The sequence below is a fragment of the Arthrobacter sp. GAS37 genome, assembly GCF_044908325.1.
Classification (GTDB): domain Bacteria; phylum Actinomycetota; class Actinomycetes; order Actinomycetales; family Micrococcaceae; genus Arthrobacter; species Arthrobacter ramosus.
In genome coordinates, this window is the sequence record NZ_JBIYDB010000001.1 from 1 (window position 1) to 16,673 (window position 16,673).

The 16,673-nt window shown below is 64.7% G+C and carries 14 protein-coding genes; 2 read left to right on the top strand and 12 right to left on the bottom strand.

Features of this window, described 5'->3' with window-relative positions; genetic code table 11:
• Positions 1–1,384: 1,384 nt before the first annotated feature.
• Together hpaB and ABH924_RS00010 are read right to left on the bottom strand one after the other, a co-directional pair.
• Positions 1,385–2,839: a 4-hydroxyphenylacetate 3-monooxygenase, oxygenase component gene (hpaB, locus tag ABH924_RS00005; RefSeq protein WP_404495958.1), complete on the bottom strand. Its 1,455-nt coding sequence runs from the start codon at positions 2,837–2,839 to the stop codon at positions 1,385–1,387.
• A 72-nt stretch (positions 2,840–2,911) separates the two neighbouring features.
• Positions 2,912–3,448, bottom strand: coding sequence for a flavin reductase family protein (locus tag ABH924_RS00010; RefSeq protein WP_404495960.1), 537 nt, complete (start codon positions 3,446–3,448; stop codon positions 2,912–2,914).
• Between the two features lie 148 nt (positions 3,449–3,596).
• Between ABH924_RS00010 and ABH924_RS00015 the strand changes: the two genes are divergently transcribed.
• A complete protein-coding gene (locus ABH924_RS00015) occupies positions 3,597–4,331 on the top strand; it encodes an IclR family transcriptional regulator (RefSeq protein ID WP_404496541.1) in 735 nt (244 codons plus the stop codon).
• 125 nt (positions 4,332–4,456) lie between these two features.
• Here ABH924_RS00015 and ABH924_RS00020 read toward each other — a convergent pair whose 3' ends face one another.
• The 6 genes from ABH924_RS00020 to ABH924_RS00045 all read right to left on the bottom strand — a co-directional run bounded on the left by ABH924_RS00020 (position 4,457) and on the right by ABH924_RS00045 (position 12,035).
• Positions 4,457–5,875: an MFS transporter gene (locus tag ABH924_RS00020; protein ID WP_404495961.1), complete on the bottom strand. Its 1,419-nt coding sequence runs from the start codon at positions 5,873–5,875 to the stop codon at positions 4,457–4,459.
• 89 nt (positions 5,876–5,964) lie between these two features.
• Complete coding sequence (locus ABH924_RS00025; RefSeq protein WP_404495963.1) at positions 5,965–8,985, bottom strand: AAA family ATPase; 3,021 nt, start codon at positions 8,983–8,985, stop codon at positions 5,965–5,967.
• Positions 8,982–10,169: an exonuclease SbcCD subunit D gene (locus tag ABH924_RS00030; protein WP_404495965.1), complete on the bottom strand. Its 1,188-nt coding sequence runs from the start codon at positions 10,167–10,169 to the stop codon at positions 8,982–8,984. Before ABH924_RS00030 ends, ABH924_RS00025 begins: the two co-directional genes overlap by 4 nt.
• 90 nt (positions 10,170–10,259) lie before the next feature.
• Positions 10,260–11,186 (bottom strand): MIP/aquaporin family protein, encoded by a 927-nt coding sequence (locus ABH924_RS00035; protein ID WP_404495967.1) that lies wholly within the window; start codon positions 11,184–11,186, stop codon positions 10,260–10,262.
• Between the two features lie 145 nt (positions 11,187–11,331).
• Positions 11,332–11,682 carry a DUF202 domain-containing protein gene (locus tag ABH924_RS00040; RefSeq protein ID WP_404495969.1) on the bottom strand — a complete coding sequence of 117 codons (351 nt, stop codon included), beginning with the start codon at positions 11,680–11,682 and terminating at the stop codon, positions 11,332–11,334.
• Positions 11,679–12,035, bottom strand: coding sequence for a YidH family protein (locus tag ABH924_RS00045; RefSeq protein WP_059387628.1), 357 nt, complete (start codon positions 12,033–12,035; stop codon positions 11,679–11,681). Before ABH924_RS00045 ends, ABH924_RS00040 begins: the two co-directional genes overlap by 4 nt.
• Before the next feature lie 77 nt (positions 12,036–12,112).
• On the opposite strand from ABH924_RS00045, the gene ABH924_RS00050 reads away from it, so the two are divergent.
• Positions 12,113–13,198 carry an ADP-ribosylglycohydrolase family protein gene (locus tag ABH924_RS00050; RefSeq protein WP_404495971.1) on the top strand — a complete coding sequence of 362 codons (1,086 nt, stop codon included), beginning with the start codon at positions 12,113–12,115 and terminating at the stop codon, positions 13,196–13,198.
• A 12-nt stretch (positions 13,199–13,210) separates the two neighbouring features.
• Here the strand turns inward: ABH924_RS00050 and ABH924_RS00055 are convergent, their stop codons facing one another.
• The 4 genes from ABH924_RS00055 to ABH924_RS00070 all read right to left on the bottom strand — a co-directional run bounded on the left by ABH924_RS00055 (position 13,211) and on the right by ABH924_RS00070 (position 16,570).
• A complete protein-coding gene (locus tag ABH924_RS00055; RefSeq protein WP_404495973.1) occupies positions 13,211–13,759 on the bottom strand; it encodes a DUF4395 domain-containing protein in 549 nt (182 codons plus the stop codon).
• Between the two features lie 66 nt (positions 13,760–13,825).
• The gene (locus tag ABH924_RS00060) at positions 13,826–14,851 is read right to left on the bottom strand and encodes an exonuclease domain-containing protein (protein WP_404495975.1); all 1,026 of its coding nucleotides are present in this window, start codon (positions 14,849–14,851) and stop codon (positions 13,826–13,828) included.
• A 71-nt stretch (positions 14,852–14,922) separates the two neighbouring features.
• Entirely contained in the window at positions 14,923–15,183 is a 261-nt protein-coding gene (locus tag ABH924_RS00065) for a DUF4235 domain-containing protein (RefSeq protein ID WP_404495976.1), read from the bottom strand.
• 124 nt (positions 15,184–15,307) lie between these two features.
• Positions 15,308–16,570 (bottom strand): MFS transporter, encoded by a 1,263-nt coding sequence (locus ABH924_RS00070; RefSeq protein ID WP_404495978.1) that lies wholly within the window; start codon positions 16,568–16,570, stop codon positions 15,308–15,310.
• Between the last annotated feature and the right edge of the window lie 103 nt (positions 16,571–16,673).

Sequence of the window (16,673 nt, forward strand, 5' to 3'; positions counted from 1 at the left end):
TGCGCCACGCACAGCCGATCCCCACCTGACCGACCGCCGCAAGGAACAGACCCGACAAGCAGAAAGCACGCAACAACACCCCGGCAGAGGAACCGGCGCCCCACCCAGGCGACCCGACGGGCCCTCCAGCACGCCCCCGATCAGCCGGACGCACCCACCCAGCAAAAATCAGGACCCAGACGACCGTTCAGACAACCGATGAAAAATCGAGGCTAGGAACCACCCAAAGACCGCCATGTAGCGTGTAGTTCCCCAGCGTTCCCATTCCCGTCGGACTTTCCATCCACCTGGCGCGACCGTCGTCGGGCGGGCAATCCGGAACGGGGCCAACACTAATAGCAGCAATCCCACAACCGCAGTGGGGACCTGTATCCAAAATGCCAACGTCATCAGGACCGTAGCGGTCGAAAGCGCTCCAAGCACAAGTCCGATGGAATGGGCCAAGATCGTGACCTCGGATTGTCCAGGCTTCCCGGCCAACCGGATTGCGGCATTCCATCCACAGTCCGTTCGAGCACCCTGAAGACCAATCAGAAGTGCGACGACCGCCATCCCGATAACCGGTGCTGCGTTTGAACCGCTGGCGAGAATAGCTAACGAACCAGTTGTGACAACGGCGGCCACGATTAAGGTTACTAACGCAAGGCCGGGCGCAATAACTCTCGGTCGCATATCGACACGGCGCTGGCGAGTGGTGATCTCGGTCATGATAATCCTCTCTCATCCGTAACAAATGCAATTGACGGTTCCGCTACCGCCCCCATACCACGAGCACCTGCAGTCGCAGCATTTCCCGCCCTGGGACGTCCAGCAATAGTTGCCCGCGGAATAGCAGCCAAGGTCGAGAGGCCTGCAGCTGTGGTAGGTTCCGCTGGCACAATTGCTACCTGAGCAAAATGCGCTGCTAGTGGCGCGACAGTCGGGGAGCCCGGAACACGGAATTGAGGCGACGGCCGCCTGTTCTCAGCTTTAAAGAACTGACGGAGATCATTGTCACATCCTTCCCTTGCTTGTCCCGCCGCCCAAAGGGTGGCAGGACAACATAATTGCCGGGCTTTATGACCTAGTAGTTGCGCCAGATAACAGATTCCTGACTCCTTGTCGTAAAAGCGCGACCCGCTATCTTTGCCAGTCGACTCATGGAGAAGGGACGGGGTGTGGGCATGCCGACTTGGTGCCGCACTTGCGGGCCTGGCCTGGCCCGGTGCACAACAGAGGCCGGGGCGACAGCGCGAACACCCTGCGCCTCCCGGTCCCGAGCGCCGCGAACCGAGGCCAACAGGGACAGCAGCCCGTAGCCAGGATCTCGCCGACCGGACCCGGACGGCACGAAAACGACGACGGCGAAACCCGCCGCCGTCGTCGCACAAACGGTGATCTGCGGTCAGTCCTTCCGCTCGAGGAACTCCCGCACGCGGGCGCGGGCCGGCTCGCGGTCGTAGCTGTTCACGAGGGCGGCTGCCATGCGCACAGGGTCACCGAAGAAGAAGTACTCATACAGGGCCTGGCGCCCGGCAAACGCGGAAATGCTGGCGTCGAAGGCGAGCTTGAAGAGGCGCACGCGCTCCGGCCCGGTCAGCGTCTTCGCCTGCAGGTACAGCTCGATGTCCGGCAGTGCCTCACTGGCCACGTCTGCTTCACCCGGCAAAGCCATGAGTCCGGACGCCGAGAACTTCCGGATGATGGCGGGGAATCGCTGGGCAACCTTGGGATACCAGTTGCGTGCCGCATTCAGGGTGGGCCAGTGCGGCAGGAACACGCCATCCGGGCTTGGTGCCGCCTGGGCTTCCGCCGCCACCATGAGGGCCTTGCCGATTTCAACGGTTTCGATCAGCTCCGCCAGGTCTTCCTGGATGTGCTGGAAACCGTCAATCCCGATCGATGCCGCAATCTCCGAGGCAAGGCCCAGGAAGAACTCGCTCTTCGCGATGGTCCTCGTGACCACCTGGTGGGTCATGAGGGCCCCGGCGCCGGTCTCGGAGTAGAAGGCATTGCACAGTTCAGGATGGCCGAGCATGAAGATGCGCTCGTTGGGAACGAATACATGGTCGAAAACGACGACGGCGTCCATCTCCTCGAAGCGGCTGGCGAGCGGCTCGTCGTGGGTGCCTCCGCCGTTGTAGAGCGAGGTCCGGCATAGGTAGCGCATGCCGGGCGCATCATTCGGAAGGGCGAACGCGTAGGAGTACGGAGCATCTTCCGGCGTCGAGCGCAGGAGCGTCGACGGGAACACGAGAAGCTCGTCCGCGATCGGTGCGATCGTGGCGAGCATGCGCGCGCCGTGGACCACGATTCCGTCTTCGCGTTCTTCCACGACCCTCGCCGAGAGTTGGCCGCCGAGCTGTTCGGACCCTGATACCGAACGGTTGACTTGCGGCGGGATCAGCGTGTGCGTAGCCAGGAGATCGTTCTCGCGGCAATGCTCGTAGTATTTGCGGATGTTTTCGCCGAACATCGGATCGGCCTGGGCAAACCATTTTTCTGCGGCCGCGAGCGCCGTGAGGGCACCGTTCATGTAGTCACCCGTGCGGCCCAGGAATCCAAGGGAGTACTCGGCCCAGGTGCGGTTGGCCGCATGCCGATGTTCGAGGTCTTCTTTGCTGCGCGGTACCAGGAACGAGGCACTTACCCGGTCACCCGTCGTCGGGGACTCGTAGGTGAGGGCGTCCGCATACTTCGGATCATGCTGCATGTCGAAGAGCTTCGCGTACGTGCGGGCCACGTTCCTGAAGGACGGGTGGTCGACGATCTTCTCGGTGACGATTTCGCCGTCGATCAGGACGTGGGGGTTCATCGAGTTGAGCTTGTCCAGGTACTGCTGTCCGGTCCGGATTCCCATGGTTGTCTCCAATGATGGTTGAGCTGAAACGGCATTGCGTGGTGGATGCGACGTCGACGGGCGCCGCGGCAACTACAGAAGATCCTCCATTCCCAATTGGCTTTCCGGGATGGTGGTGAAGGAGCTGTTGGCGAAGGCGAGCGCGTCGCCGCTGCGGTAGTTGAAGTCCACCACCTCACCCAGGTAGAGGGTGTGGTCGCCGCCGTCGTAGGCCGCCCATGGCGTGCATTCGAAATAGGCGAGGACGTTGGATAGCCGGGGCGCAGTGTCGCCTTCGACCCACCGGGGCTCGGGCCCGGGACGGCCAGCGAAATGCAGTGCGAGCTGCTTCTGTTCTGCGCCCAGGATATTGACGGCGAACGGCCGCCCGGCCAGCTCGTCGTGCGCTTTGGTGTTGCGGGCGATGCTGACCAGGACCAGGGGCGGTTCCATGGACACAGAGGTGAAGGAATTGACGGTGATGCCATGCCGCTTGGTGGCTCCGTCGAACGTCACGATGGCAACGCCCGTGGCAAAGCGGCCCAGGCTGCCGCGGAAATGATGTGCCCGCGGCCGCGAAGTGCGGCCCAGGGGTCCCTGCTCCGCGTTCTGGCTGGACTTGGCAATCATCGTCGATTCCTGCTTGGAGATTGTTCCATGTGTGAATTTGTTCTATATTTGAACAACAAATTCTCATACAGAACCATAGTCTTTTGTGTGCCACAGCACAAGACGGCGGGTCAGCCGCCTAAGGCCCCAACATAGGATGGAGCGCATGATGTCTCCCAGCGCCGCGAAAAGTCTGCAGGAAACGACGGTGACGGTCTCGCCCTCGCAGACCCTCTCCCGCGGAATCCAAGCCTTGGAAATCCTGGCGGCTGCCGAGCGCCCCCTGACCATTGCAGAACTCGCCGGTGCCCTGGGGGTTCATCGCTCGGTGGCTTACCGGATCCTTCGCACGCTCGAGGATCATTCCCTTCTGGTGCGCGACGACGCCGGACGCGTTCAGCCCGGTCCTGGCCTTGCAGTGCTGGCCCGGGGAGTCTCCCGCGACCTCCAGACGGCCGCCCTCCCGGAGCTGACCCAGCTTGCCAACACCCTGAACATGACGGCCTTCGTGGCGGTCTGGGACCATCAGGACTGCGTCACGCTGGTCACCGTCGAGCCCCGCCACTCGGCCGCGACCCTGGCACAGCATCCCGGCACGCGCCATCCCGTGAACACCGGGGCACCTGGAATCGCGATCCAGTCCACTATGAGCGAGGAAGATTGGGCCGCCCGTGCCCCGGGCCTGCCGTATCGCCCGGAAGCGGCCGAAGCGCGCCGGCTCGGCTACGCGGCAAGCCACGACGAAGTCATCGCGGGCCTGTCATCCTTGGCCGCTCCCATCCAGGTGCCCGGAGGGCGGCCCGCGGCGATCGCCGTCGTCTACATCCGCCGCGAACAGGACCAGGCCGCCGTCGGGGAAGCACTGGCAGCGAGCGCGGCCCGTATAGAGTCCCAACTGGCGTAAGGACCCCGCGTTTCGTTCGTCCCTCTTCCAACGCTCGCTCACTTTTAAGGCCAAAACCGGGAACGCTCTTTCAGATGATATGAGCGAGGGTTACCAAAAAGTGGCCCATAAGTGAGCGAGCGTCGTTATTGTTGGGTGCTTGGCCTGCGCCGGAGGACCAGTCCTGCAACGATGCCGAGCACCAGAAGTGCACCCGAAGCGGCCGTGGACACCACAAATGCCGCCGCGGGACCTTGGGTTTGGGCCAACTGGCCGGCAAGGTAGGCGCCCAACGCCGTGCCCGCCACGATGCCGCTAGCCAGGGCGGTCATCACGGTGGCCATACGACCGGCCGGCGCCACGACTCCCCCGATGCTGAAGACCGTCACCATCACGGGTCCCACGGGAATTCCGAGCACCAAAAGAACGATGACCATCGGCCAGATCCCGGCCGGAAGGAACAACAGGAGAGAGAACGCCGCCATCGCTGCCGCGGCGAGCACCCAACGGATCGCAAGCCCGAAGCGCTGCGGCCAATAGGCAACAGACAGCGCAGCGACGGCCGAGCTCAGGCCCATGACGGAATACATCAGCCCCGCAATTTCCGCCGTGGCGAACTGGGCGGAGAAAGCGCTCAACGCATTCTGCGTCGCACCAAAGAATGTTCCCATGCAGACCATGGCCAGCACCGGAACAGCGACCTTCAGCCAGGCCAAGGAACGGACACTTGACTTCTGCTCCGCAGGGACGCTCCCGACGCCGGTGCGCGCCTTGCGCTTAGCCGGCACCACAGCCAATTGTGAAGGATGCACCGCGAAAGCCGGGACGAGGGTGGCCGTAAGGACGGCCGCCAACGCGAGCGGAAGCCAAGGGGCTACGAGGCTCGCGAGAATACCGACCAGCGCCGGACCGAGAACGAACGTGACTTCGTCCGCGGTTCCTTCGTAGGACAACGCCGTATCAAGGTCTGCGCGGCTGGAGGCCACACTTCCAGGAGCGGCGGCATTCTCGCCGGCTCCGGGCTTCGAATTCCGGGTGTTCAGGTTCCGGGTAGTCAGGGCCATCCAACGGACACGGGCCATGGGCCCCACCTGTGGGCAACTCGCTCCGGCGAGGAAAGCCGTCATCAAAATGGCGATCGCGTCCGTGGGGGCGTTGAAATCAGGCGTCAGGTACGCGGCAACGAGCAATGCGATGACGGTCACGGCGTTGACAGCCGCGGCTACGAGCAGGACAGGGCGCTGGCCTGAACGGTCAGCGAGCGAGCCGAGTACCGGCGCGCCCAAGGCCGATCCGATGCCGACGGCTCCGGCAGCCAGGCCGCCGATGGCGTAAGAATGGCTGACGGCCGTGACAAGGGTGAGGGTGCCGACGGTCAGCATGGCGAGGGGCAGCCTCGCGAAGAGTCCCAGCGGCAGGAAGTTGCGGCCGGCGAGCTCGGGCAAGCGGGCGAAGCGTCCAGGTAGACGCGAACGGCGGGGCGCGGCCGACGGGGGCGCAGAAGGAAATGAAGGGGCAGCCTGGAGCGCGGTGTTCGCCGCGGAGTTCTGTGGGGAGGAGTTCATGATTCCGGGTTCGCTGAAGGGTGCGCATCGTCCCTCCTCCCGATGCGCGCAACCCGGTGTAACCCTCCAAGTCTACCGGACGGGCCGCCCTAGGCTGCCGCGGCGTCGACAATTCGCACGGTGGAGCCGTTCCGGTTCTTGATTACCTGCAGCTGGCTGCTGATTCTCTGTTTCATCTCGGCAACGTGGCTGACCAGCCCCACTACCCTGCCGCCGTCGCGCAGTCCCTCCAGTGCATCCATGACCTGCTCGAGGGATTGCTCGTCAAGGCTCCCGAAGCCCTCATCCACGAACAAGGTTTCGATGTCTACGCCACCGGCCTCCTGTTGAACCACATCCGCGAGCCCCAGGGCCAACGCGAGCGAAGCCATGAACGACTCCCCTCCGGACAGTGTGGCAGTGTCCCGCCGCTGGCCTGTCCACTCATCCACGACTTCCAGGCCCAAGCCGGATTTCGCGCCCCGGGCTGCCTTGGCGTCCGTGTGCTGCAGGGTGTACCGGCCATCGCTCATGGCGATAAGCCGCTCCGACGCCGCTGCCGCGACTTGTTCGAGCCGGGCAGCCAGGACATAGCTGTTGAGGCTCATCTTGTAGCCGTTATCGCCTGCCCCTCTGGCAGTTTCGGCGAGCTCGTTGAGTACCCGGGCGCGTTCGCGGGGGCCGCGCCCGGAGGCCGCAGCTTCTTCGTACTGCGAGCGGATCGCAGCCAGGCTGGTCACCGTCCGGGCAGCGAGTCCCGCAGCAAGATCCAGGCGGCGGGCCGTTTCTCCAGCCTGTCCGGCCTCCTGTTCGAGGGCGGCGAGCCCGACGGCGGTCAGGGGCACCTCCCCGATCTGCACTTCCTTGGCAGCGAGCACAAGATCCTCGGACTCAAAGAGTTCCGCGAGCCGGGCGCTCTCGGTCTCCGCGGACCTGATGGTTTCGTCGAGCCGGGCGGCGATCTGCTCGTCGAGGATTTCGAGCCGCGCAGCCTCCGCGGTGTCGAATCCGTGTGCTGAAAGGGCGCTTTCCAAGGCCGTGGATGCATCGTCCAAAGCCTCCCGGGCACGTTCCAGCTGCACGCCTGCAGCCACAGCGGACTGCAGTAGCTCGCGGTGCTTGGTCAGGGCCTCAATCCGGCCGTGCAGTGTGTCGAAGCCATCACGCAGCCCGCGAAGCAAGGTCTCCAGGGACTCATGTTGTTCGCCTAGCAGGACCATGGTGGACCCCCCCTGCGCCGCAGCAGTGTCCTCCTGAAGTTGTTCTTCCTCCAAGCGGGCAATGCGCTCCGTCATGCGGGCGAGGTCTGCCTTGCCCCGTTTGAGCCCGTCGACGGCGGAACGCGCCGAGGCGAGGGCGTCTTTGGCCAAGGCCTCCGCCGAAGCGGCTTCCTTTGGATCGATGTTTCCGCCCTGGGCGGCGAGCACGGCAACTTCCTGCTCGGCCGACGCTAGCTCGCCTGCCGCTTGGAGAAGTTCATGCTCGCTCTCGTCATAGCGTTCGTGGGCGGATTGCTCTTCCTCGGCAAGGGCCAGGGCGGTTAGCCCGGCTGGCGCCGGAGAAGGGTGCTCGGAGCTTCCGCAGACAGGGCATGCTTCGCCGTCATGCAGCTTTGCGGCGAGCTCGGCGGCGGCATTGGCCAAGCGGGTTTCGCGGAGATCCAGCCAGAGTTGTCGGAGGTCCTGGGAAAGCGCCCGGGCAAAGGCGTGGCGCTTCTCTGCCGCGGACAGGGAATCAAGGGCGCCTGCGTAGCGGGCTACGGTCATGACGGCGTTCTGCGCTGCCGCGGCTTCGCTTTCGCGGAGGGGCAGCTCCAAAGCCGCCACTTCCAGCGGGCCCAGCTCGCCTTCCAAGGCAACCGCCTCCGAGCGAAGCCCGGCCAAAGCAAGGGACCGCGCCGCTTTGGCCGACTCCCGCTGCCGTGCAGCGAGGTCGAGCGCATCAAGCCTTGCGGTGATGTCCTCGAGCTTTTGTTCGTCCCCGGCCCTGGCCTCCACAACAGCCATCGTCTCTTGAATCCTGGCCAGCGAGGTGCCAGGGTCGCTCACGTCAAGAGAGGCGGCAAGCAGCTTCGCCGTCGCCGACTCCGCCTTCGAGCCCGCCAGGTCGAGGGCCATCGCGGCGCGATCTACGGCGTCGAGCTGTCCGCCGAGGACGGCGGCTTTCCGGTGGCGTCCAAGTCGCTCGCGGAATTCCTGCACTTCTGCCGCCCGTGCGGAGAGCGATTCGTGCCGGCGCGTGGCGGCGTCGAGCTTCGCGTGCCGTTGAACCCGTTCCCGAGCGGAGTTGAGCTTGTCGGCCAACTGAAGCCGGACGGCATCCGCAGAGCCGGCAGCTTGCTGCCGCTCGAGAGATTCGGCCCGGGCCCGGGCCTCGAGCTTCCCGAGCGAAAGTTCAGGCGTGGACTCACTGGATCCGGAGTCATCGAGATCCGGGTCGGCTGCCTCTTCGATGCCCAGTTGCGCGTACTCCGCCTCCGCCCGCTGCACGAGCAACTGAAGTCCGTTCTGGTTGTCCTGCACTTTTGCGCGCGCGGCGTTTGCTTGGAGTGCCAACTGCTGCTCGATCGCTTCAAAACGCTGGGTTCCGAAGAGCTTCTGCAGAAGATCCAGCCGGTCGGACGCCTTGGAACGCAGGAAAGCCGCGAAGTCTCCCTGCGGGAGCATGACCACTCTGGTGAACTGTTCCCGGTCCATCCCCAGGACGTCACCGATTTCCATGCCGGCTTCGTCGTTGCGGGAGGTCTTTTCTTCCCACGAGCCATTAACCCGTTCGCGCAGAAGCGTTTTGGCCTGCTGGGTGGTGAAGCCCTTGCGCCCACGGGCACTTGGCCTGTCCCACGCCGGGGAGCGGGTGACCTCGAAGCGTCTGCCGCGCGCCGAGAATTCGCAAACGACACGCGGCTCCGCTGCCGGTTCCGCGTGGTCGCTCCGCAAGCGTTTTCCGTCCTGGCGGGCGCCCGGCACCGAGCCATACAGCGCAAAGCAGATAGCGTCGAGCACGCTCGTCTTTCCCGCGCCGGTGGCACCGTTCAGGAGGAACAGCCCCTGGGCCCCCAGCTGATCGAAATCGATCGATTGAACTCCGGCAAACGGCCCGAAAGCCTCAATTTCAAGGCGGTGGATTCTCACAGCTCTGCCCCTTCCGACCGGACCGCTTCCAAGGCTTCACGAAGGGCGGAAAGTTCAGCCTCGTCAGCCGGCCTTCCGCGCACATGGTCAAGGAAGCCGCAGCAAACACCAAGATCGTCCTCGGCCTCCGCGAGCCTGCTGCTATAGCTGGCTTTGACCTTTCCCGCGGCGTCTTCAGGATCAAAGCCCAGCACCAGCGTGTCCGGGAACCGGGCACGCAGCTGTTCCATGGCCTGCGCCGGCCGCGCGGAGTCCGTGAGGGTGACCTGGCAGTACGCAGTCTCGGCCCAGGAATACTCCCCTGATTCCAAAAGCTCAGCGAGCCTCCCGCGGAGAATCGCCAGCTCCCGTGGTGCTTTCCACAGAATTTCCTCGACGCCCTCAACACCGCCGTCGCCGACGTCAATCAGCCATGCACCCTTGCGATGTTTGGCCTCGGAGAACGAATAGGCCAGCGGCGAACCCGAATACCGGACGTGCTCCGAAAGTTCCTGCCGCCCGTGCAGATGTCCAAGTGCCGTGTAGCCGAAGCCATCGAAGAGATCCAGGGGCACTGCCCCTAAACCGCCGATGCTCAAATCGCGTTCGCTGTCCGAGGTGATGCCGCCGCTCGCGAAGGTGTGTGCCAGCACAACGGAGTGCACCGGTCCGGTCCCTCTTCTCCGGGCAATATCCTCACGGATGAGCTGCACTGCGGCCTGCGTGACGTCAAAGTGGCTCGCAGTTTGGGTACCGAGCCGTTCGGCGACAAGCCTCGGTTCAAGGTACGGAATACCGTAGACGGCAAGCACCGGGGCGCCCGTCCGGGCTGCACGGTCATCGCTTTCCAGTGGAAACAGGACAGGGGAATCGAGATCCTCTACGCGGGTCCGGAGATGGACTCCCCCGCGCTCCAGCAGGCGTGAAGCGAAACCAAGGCGGATCGCGGAATCGTGGTTGCCGCTTGTCAGCACCACCTTGGCTCCAGCGTCCGTAATCCGCACGAGGGCGTCGTCAAGAAGCTTCACGACATCCAGGCCGGGAAGGGCTCGGTCGTAGACGTCCCCCGCGATCAGGACGACGTCCACCGACTGTTCCCGGATGACCGCCAGCAATTGCTCAATGAAGTTGCGCTGGGCGTCAAGCATCCCGACGCCATGGAACGAGCGTCCCAGATGCCAATCCGAAGTGTGCAAAAGCCTCATGTTTTCAAGCTAACTGGAGGCACGGACATTATTGGCGCGGCGCGGCGGCACCGGCCGTAACAGGGCCTTCCGGACAGCTGAATTCCTGCGTCAGCCCCGCTTGCCGTCGAAGAAGTCACGGGCGGGGTCGACGTCGGGCTTCACTTCGGCGGGAGCCGCGGCGGGCGCCGCAGCCGGCGTGGAAACCTCGGCCGCACCTTCCGGGACAGCCGCTTCAGCGTCGTCGTCGGACTTTTCGTCCCAGCCGTCGGCCGGCAAGGGTTCTTCGACCTCTGCCACGACTGCCGGAGCAGTTTCGCCGAAACCACGGAAGATGAGGCCTGCGATCGCCGCGCCCACCAGCGGCGCGACCCAGAAGAGCCAGAGCTGCTCCACTGCCCAGCTGGAGCTGAAGATGGCGGACGCAGTGGCACGGGCCGGGTTGAAGGCAAGGTTGCCGGTGGATTGGCCCAACTGGAGCAGGACTGCGACGGTCAGGCCGACGGCGAACGGTGCCGCGATCTTGCTGGGATTGCGCCGGGCGGTGACGCCGAGGAAGACACCCACGAGGAGCGCAGCGCCGAGGACCTCAATGAGCATCACGCCGGTCACGGGAACCTGGAAGCTCGAATGCGTACCGAAGCCGGAGGTTGCCGTGTCAAAGACGGTGCGGCTGTCAGTGATCCCGGGGACCGTTCGCACGACGGCGAAAATCGCCAGTGCGCCCAGCAAACCGCCCACAATCTGGGCCCCAAGGTACGCGGCCCCATCCACAAGCTTCATCCGGCCGGCAACCAAGTGACCAACCGTGATGGCCGGGTTGAAGTGCCCGCCCGACAGGTAACCGAAGGCAAGCATCGCAGCCGTAACGGTCAGGCCACTGGCCAGCGACGCCGGCATCGGAACCGCCTGGGGGTTGATGAAGATCAGCACACCCAGGCCAATAACCACAAGGAACAGCGTCCCCAGAGCTTCAGCGGACGCCCGGGCAAGGAGCCCGGTACCGCGGGAGGAGGGAGTGGACACAGTTGTAGGCATGTCGAGGGATTCCTTAGTTCGAAGTTCGGGTGGTCTGTTATGGAGGCGAACGCTCCAGGCACGGCAACAAGAAGCCATGCAGCGGACCGCGGTCTTGCCCTGCAGCATCCTGTCAGCCGAGTCTGGACGCTTCCTGAATCCGAGCCTAGCCGCCCAACGCGATTGCGGCGACCGCAGCGCAGGCGAGCGCGATGATGGACACGGCGCTTGCAAGCATCAAGACAGCCGACGCTTCTTCCGCGCCGTGGTGCAACTGATGTGACCTGACCCAGACAACGCAGCCCAGGACGATCGTCGCTGCGGCGGCAGTCAGGGCGCAGATGCCTTGGTAGTCGAGCCCCGGTATCCCGGTGGGCAGTTGCCCCGCGCCGGACTTGGCCGTCAACCACCTGCGCCAGATGAAGAGGTCCACCACCAGAAGCGAAATCAGGGTCCGGCGCCAAGCGAGCGTGGTGCGCTCCGGTTGCAGCCCCTGGTCCCTGGCGTCAACGGTCAACGCGCCACCAGGATCAGCACGGCAAAGGTGAAGGCTGCCACGGCAACCACGATGGTCATGAGCAGCATGACCCGTGAGAACGGCAGGGCCTGGTCGTTGCGCATGGCTGCCTCCATCTGCGCCCACCGCCGGTAGGCAAGGGTCGCGAGGCCCGCGCCGATCATGGAAAGCACGACGCACAGGACAATGCGCACGGGCTGTGGCGCGATGTTCGGAGCAAGCTGATCGATGGCGACGGCACCAGCCAGCAGCGCCAACGACGTACGGATCCACGCAAGGAAAGTCCGCTCATTTGCGAGGGAGAATCTGTAGTCCGGGGTCTTCCCGGTTTTCCGCCACGCGGGTTCACGCATCACTGCCTCCTGGTTCACGAGCCACCGTATCAGTGGGCAGGCGAAGGCCGGCGATGCAGCCACGGTAAATTACCACTATGAGTGCTGAACCGTCTCCCTCCGCCGCGCCATCCTTCGAGTCCCGGGTTCACGGCTGTCTGCTGGGAGGCGCCTTGGGCGATTCGCTCGGCTACGCCGTCGAGTTCGACGACGTAGCCACCATCCGTTCCCGCTTCGGCACCGCGGGCCTCACCTCTTTCGGCCAGCTCGACGGCGGCAGCCACTTTTCGGATGACACCCAGATGACGCTGTACACCGTCGACGGCCTCGTGGAAGCCCTCGAGTGGGCCAACGACGGCGTAGCGGCGGATGAAACGGCATGTCTATGGCTCGCCTACTTGCGATGGCTCGCTACCCAGGGCGTCGCTTTGCCGTCGTCGGCCCCCGTTCCCCAACCGCGTTGGATCGACAGCCAGGAGGTACTCCGGCACCGCAGGCATCCGGGCAAGGCGTGCCTGAGCGGACTCGCCACGGGCCAGATGGGGACCAAGTTTCGCCCCGTCAATCCGGAGTCCAAAGGCTGCGGCACGGTGATGCGGTCCGCTCCCTTTGGCCTGGTCCCGCATATTTCCGAAGCCACGGTCTACAAGCTGAGCACCGATGCCGCATCCTTGACCCACGGACACCCTTCGGCGCGGCAAAGTGCGGGTGCCTTCAGCGTGCTGGTGCACAAACTGACCGCGGGCTCGGATGTACGGACCGCGGCTGAGCATGCCTTGAGCGTGGTGTCAGCACTGCCGGATCCAGCTCCCGAGCTCCTGGACCGCCTCCGTCAGGCGCTGGAATTGTCTTCCGCCGGCACGTTGCTCAGCCCGGAAGAACTCACGGAGCAACTGGGCGAAGGCTGGGTCGCGGAGGAGGCACTCGCCGTCGGGCTCTATGCGGTGCTGGCGACCTCCGCGGCAGCCGAGGCACAACGCGATCCGGCCGCCCATTTCCGCCAGGCCATAGCCGTGGCGCTAAACCACAGCGGTGACAGTGACTCCACCGCGTCGATCGCGGGCAACATCCTCGGGGCACTCCATGGGGAAGAGGCCCTGCCCTCGGAGTGGCTTGACGCCCTCGAAGCTCCTGATGTCATCCGCGGGATGGCGCAGCGGCTTATCGCCGTCACAGTCGGCTAGGAAGCAAGCGGCTCAAAGCCGGCGAAGGGCGATGTTGTTGCACGCTTCGCAGACGTCCTCGGGGATGAGGCCGTGCCTCTGCAGGAATCCAAAAATGGCGCAGCCAAGGCAGAATCCCGCAAACGACTCAAGGGACGCCGCGACAATCAGCAAGGCGAGCAGGATCCAGGCACCTACAGCGAAACCGGCGAAGAACAGGACCACGGCCGCTGTGCTGAGCGCGGCACCGATTCCTTGTGCGAAACGCTTGGGCGGCCCCGGGACAAGTTTGGCGGGACCCACCCTGGGTGCCAGGACCTTGACGGATAGCAAGGCAAACGGCGAGATCCTCGGCCCAAACAATACCCGCAGCCAGAAGCCGGCCGCGATCAGCACGAGTCCCCAGCCAAGGCCGCTCACGAGGGTGGCCAGCGCCGCAAGAACCACCAGCCCTGCCGTGATCCTCGCGGCGTACTCATTGACCGGATTCGGGAAAGCGAAGACGGCGCGCCAACCCGTGGCTGCCGGAGCCGGCGTCCCTGCGGTGAATCCTGCAGTGTCAGCCTGTTTTCCCTGTGTCATGGCTCAAGGCTAGGAGCGCCGCGACACAACGGGAAGCTTTGTTGCTCCGTGTGAATTTTGGCGCGGCTAGCGCCCGCCAACCATCTGCAGGAACTCCCCCTCGGACAGAACTTCGATCTGCTGACCGCGGCTGTGCAATTCCAGGACCCGCTTGGCTTTGCCCGTGAGGCGCCCGTTCCGGAGATCGCCGGCCACAAAGCCGTCGCCCACCACGAGCACCGTAGTCCTTCCGGTCACGCGGCTCTCCGGACGCGCGCCCATCTCCGCTGCCCGCTGTTTCGCTTCCGGCCGGGCAATCGCAAGCTCACCAGTGAAGACGACGGTCTGCCCGAACAAGGGGTGGCCCGGCTCCGCTGCGGGGTTGGGCGCCGGGTTGGTGCCTTCTTCCGGCCAATTGCTCCAGGCCCGTCCAAGCTGGCCGGGGCCATTCCCGACGCCGGGTCGGCCAGAGACCGCGTCGCGCCCTCCGCCGACGGTCGCGAGCGCAGCGAGGGTCTGCTTGGACAGGCCGTCTCCGGGCTGGAAGGCCTGCTGTTTGGGAATGGCCAGGCCGAGGGACAAGTAGAGCTCGGCGATGCTGTTGGCGCTATTCCGGTGCGCGATGTCCACCAGGATTCCGGCGCAGGCCCGGGCGTCCTCGGCGGCGTCGTGATGGTTCACGAGTGGCACGCCCGCCTCCTCCGCGGCGTAGGGCAAGGAATTGGATACCAGGGAGTAGCAGCGCCGGGACAACATCACCGTGCAGACGTACTCGTAGGCGGGGCCCGGCAGGCCGGAAACTTCGAGCCCGGAACGGATGACGCCGAGATCGAACGCCGCATTGTGGGCGGCAAGGATATCCCCGCCGATGAAAGCCCCGATTTCAGGGAAGAGTTCGCCAAAGCGTGGTGCGCCCGCGACGTCCTCGGCGCGGATGCCGTGGATCCGGGTGTTGTGGTACTCGAAGTGGTCATGGTTTTCCGGCGGCCGCATAAGCCAGGAGGCTTCCTCCACCACGACGCCGCCACGGACTTTGCTGAGGCCGACCGAGCACGGTGAACCCCTGAAGCCGTTCGCAGTTTCAAAGTCGATCGCCGTAAAGTCCAATGCCACTGGTCAAGGTTACAGGTGGAAAAGGGTCCCACTGGCGCTGGTGATGGACGCCACCTGCCACGGACCGACTTTCAGACCTCGTCCGCCGTCTCCTGCAGCTTGGTCAACGCCTTCTTGGTTGCCCTTTGGGTCAGGACATGGATGACCGCCCCCGCGGCGCCCCCGGCGAAGGCAAACAACACCACGCCCGGTAAGGAGTCCTCCAGATTGCTCGCATCCTTAGGTGCGGGCTTCCCGGTGGACTTGCTCCAGACGGCCTCCAGGGCCTTGTTCGCCGCAATTCCGGCGCCCATGCCCACAACAAGCCCAAGTACTTTGATCAGGACGTTCATCTCGTTCCTCCGATTGTGGCCAGACATGTGGTCCAGGTGCCTAACCACAAGATTATCAGCATGCTTATCTTCTCTTCCCCGATGAGGGCCGCGCCCGCAATGTCTCGCGCAGCACGTGTGGGACTTACCGGGTTCCCTTGGGTTTCGCCTCCCGCGGACCGGCGGGGTAACCGCCGCGGCGGCTGGCCAGGATGATTGCGAGCGCTGCCGCCGTCGGGACGGCCGCGGCCAACGGCACCCACAGGGCGCCGACAGTGGTCAGGGCCAGAGCGCCATATCCGGCGCCGACGGCGATGCCGAGTTGAATGGTCACCACGGTCAGGCCGTTCGCGGCGTCTCTGTGCTCTCCGCCGGCGCGAAGGATTGCTGCCTGGTTGTAGATCCCTATGGCCCCAAAGGCGGTTCCCCAGATGGTCACCAATACGATTTCGCCCACCCATGTGCCGCCAAGCAGCGGCAAGAGGGCGAAGGCGAGCACGAGCAGGGCGACCGCGGAAAGCAGGGAACGCCGCGGATGGGAATCGGCAGTGAGGCCGGCGATCCAGATCCCCACGAGGCTGGCGGCCCCCACCACGGACAGGGAAATGCTCGTGAAGGCATCCGGCAGTCCGGAGACGTGGAGGAACGGCGCGATGTAGGTGAAGAGGGTGAAGTGGCCCAAAAGCAAGAGCGGCCAGGCTGTGGCCACCGCGATCACGCCGGGCAGCTTCAGTGCTCCGCGGAGGGTCGGCGTCGTATTGCTGTCCTCGTCGGGGGCGGCGGGGAGCACCCAAACGGCCAGCAGAGCGAGAACCGCACCGACTCCGGCCAGGATAAGGAAAGAGGCGCGCCAGGTGAGCACCGAGCCCATGAGTGTGCCGATCGGAGCGCCGACCGCCAGAGCGATGCTGTTACCGCTGAAGACCATGGCCATTGCTTTTCCGACGGAGTGCGCTGGAACGATCCTGGCAACGTAGGGGGTCATGCTTGACCACAGCATCCCGTGGGCCACGCCCCCGAGGAGCCTTGCCGCAACTGCCAATCCGAGGCTCGGGCTGGACGCCAGCAGCACGTTGCTGAGTGCGAACGCGAGCACGGTGGCGATCAGCAACGCCTTGCGGGGGACTCTTCCGCCGAGCAGCCTGGACAAGGGAAGCGCTGTGAAGACGATGACTGATGCATAGGCGGCCGTCAGGGAACCTACGGCCGATTCGTCTACTCCCAGGTCCCGGCTGATCTGGGGCAGCAGCCCGGACGGGAGGAGCTCGGTAGTGACGGCAGTGAAGCCTGCTGCTGCGAGGATCAGAAGACCTCCCCATGGAAACCCCGGGGCTGACTCAGCAGCGACCGTCGCCGGTGTGCTGGATATGGCTACGTCTCGCTTCAAAAGTTCTTCCTCGTCAATCATGTTCAGTTAGCTGCGGACGCAGAAGTTTTCGTCTCTTCTCTCCACATCCACCACGCTACGCACGTCGGGCGACGGGTGGCAGTGTCTGTCAGACACCCCCAGC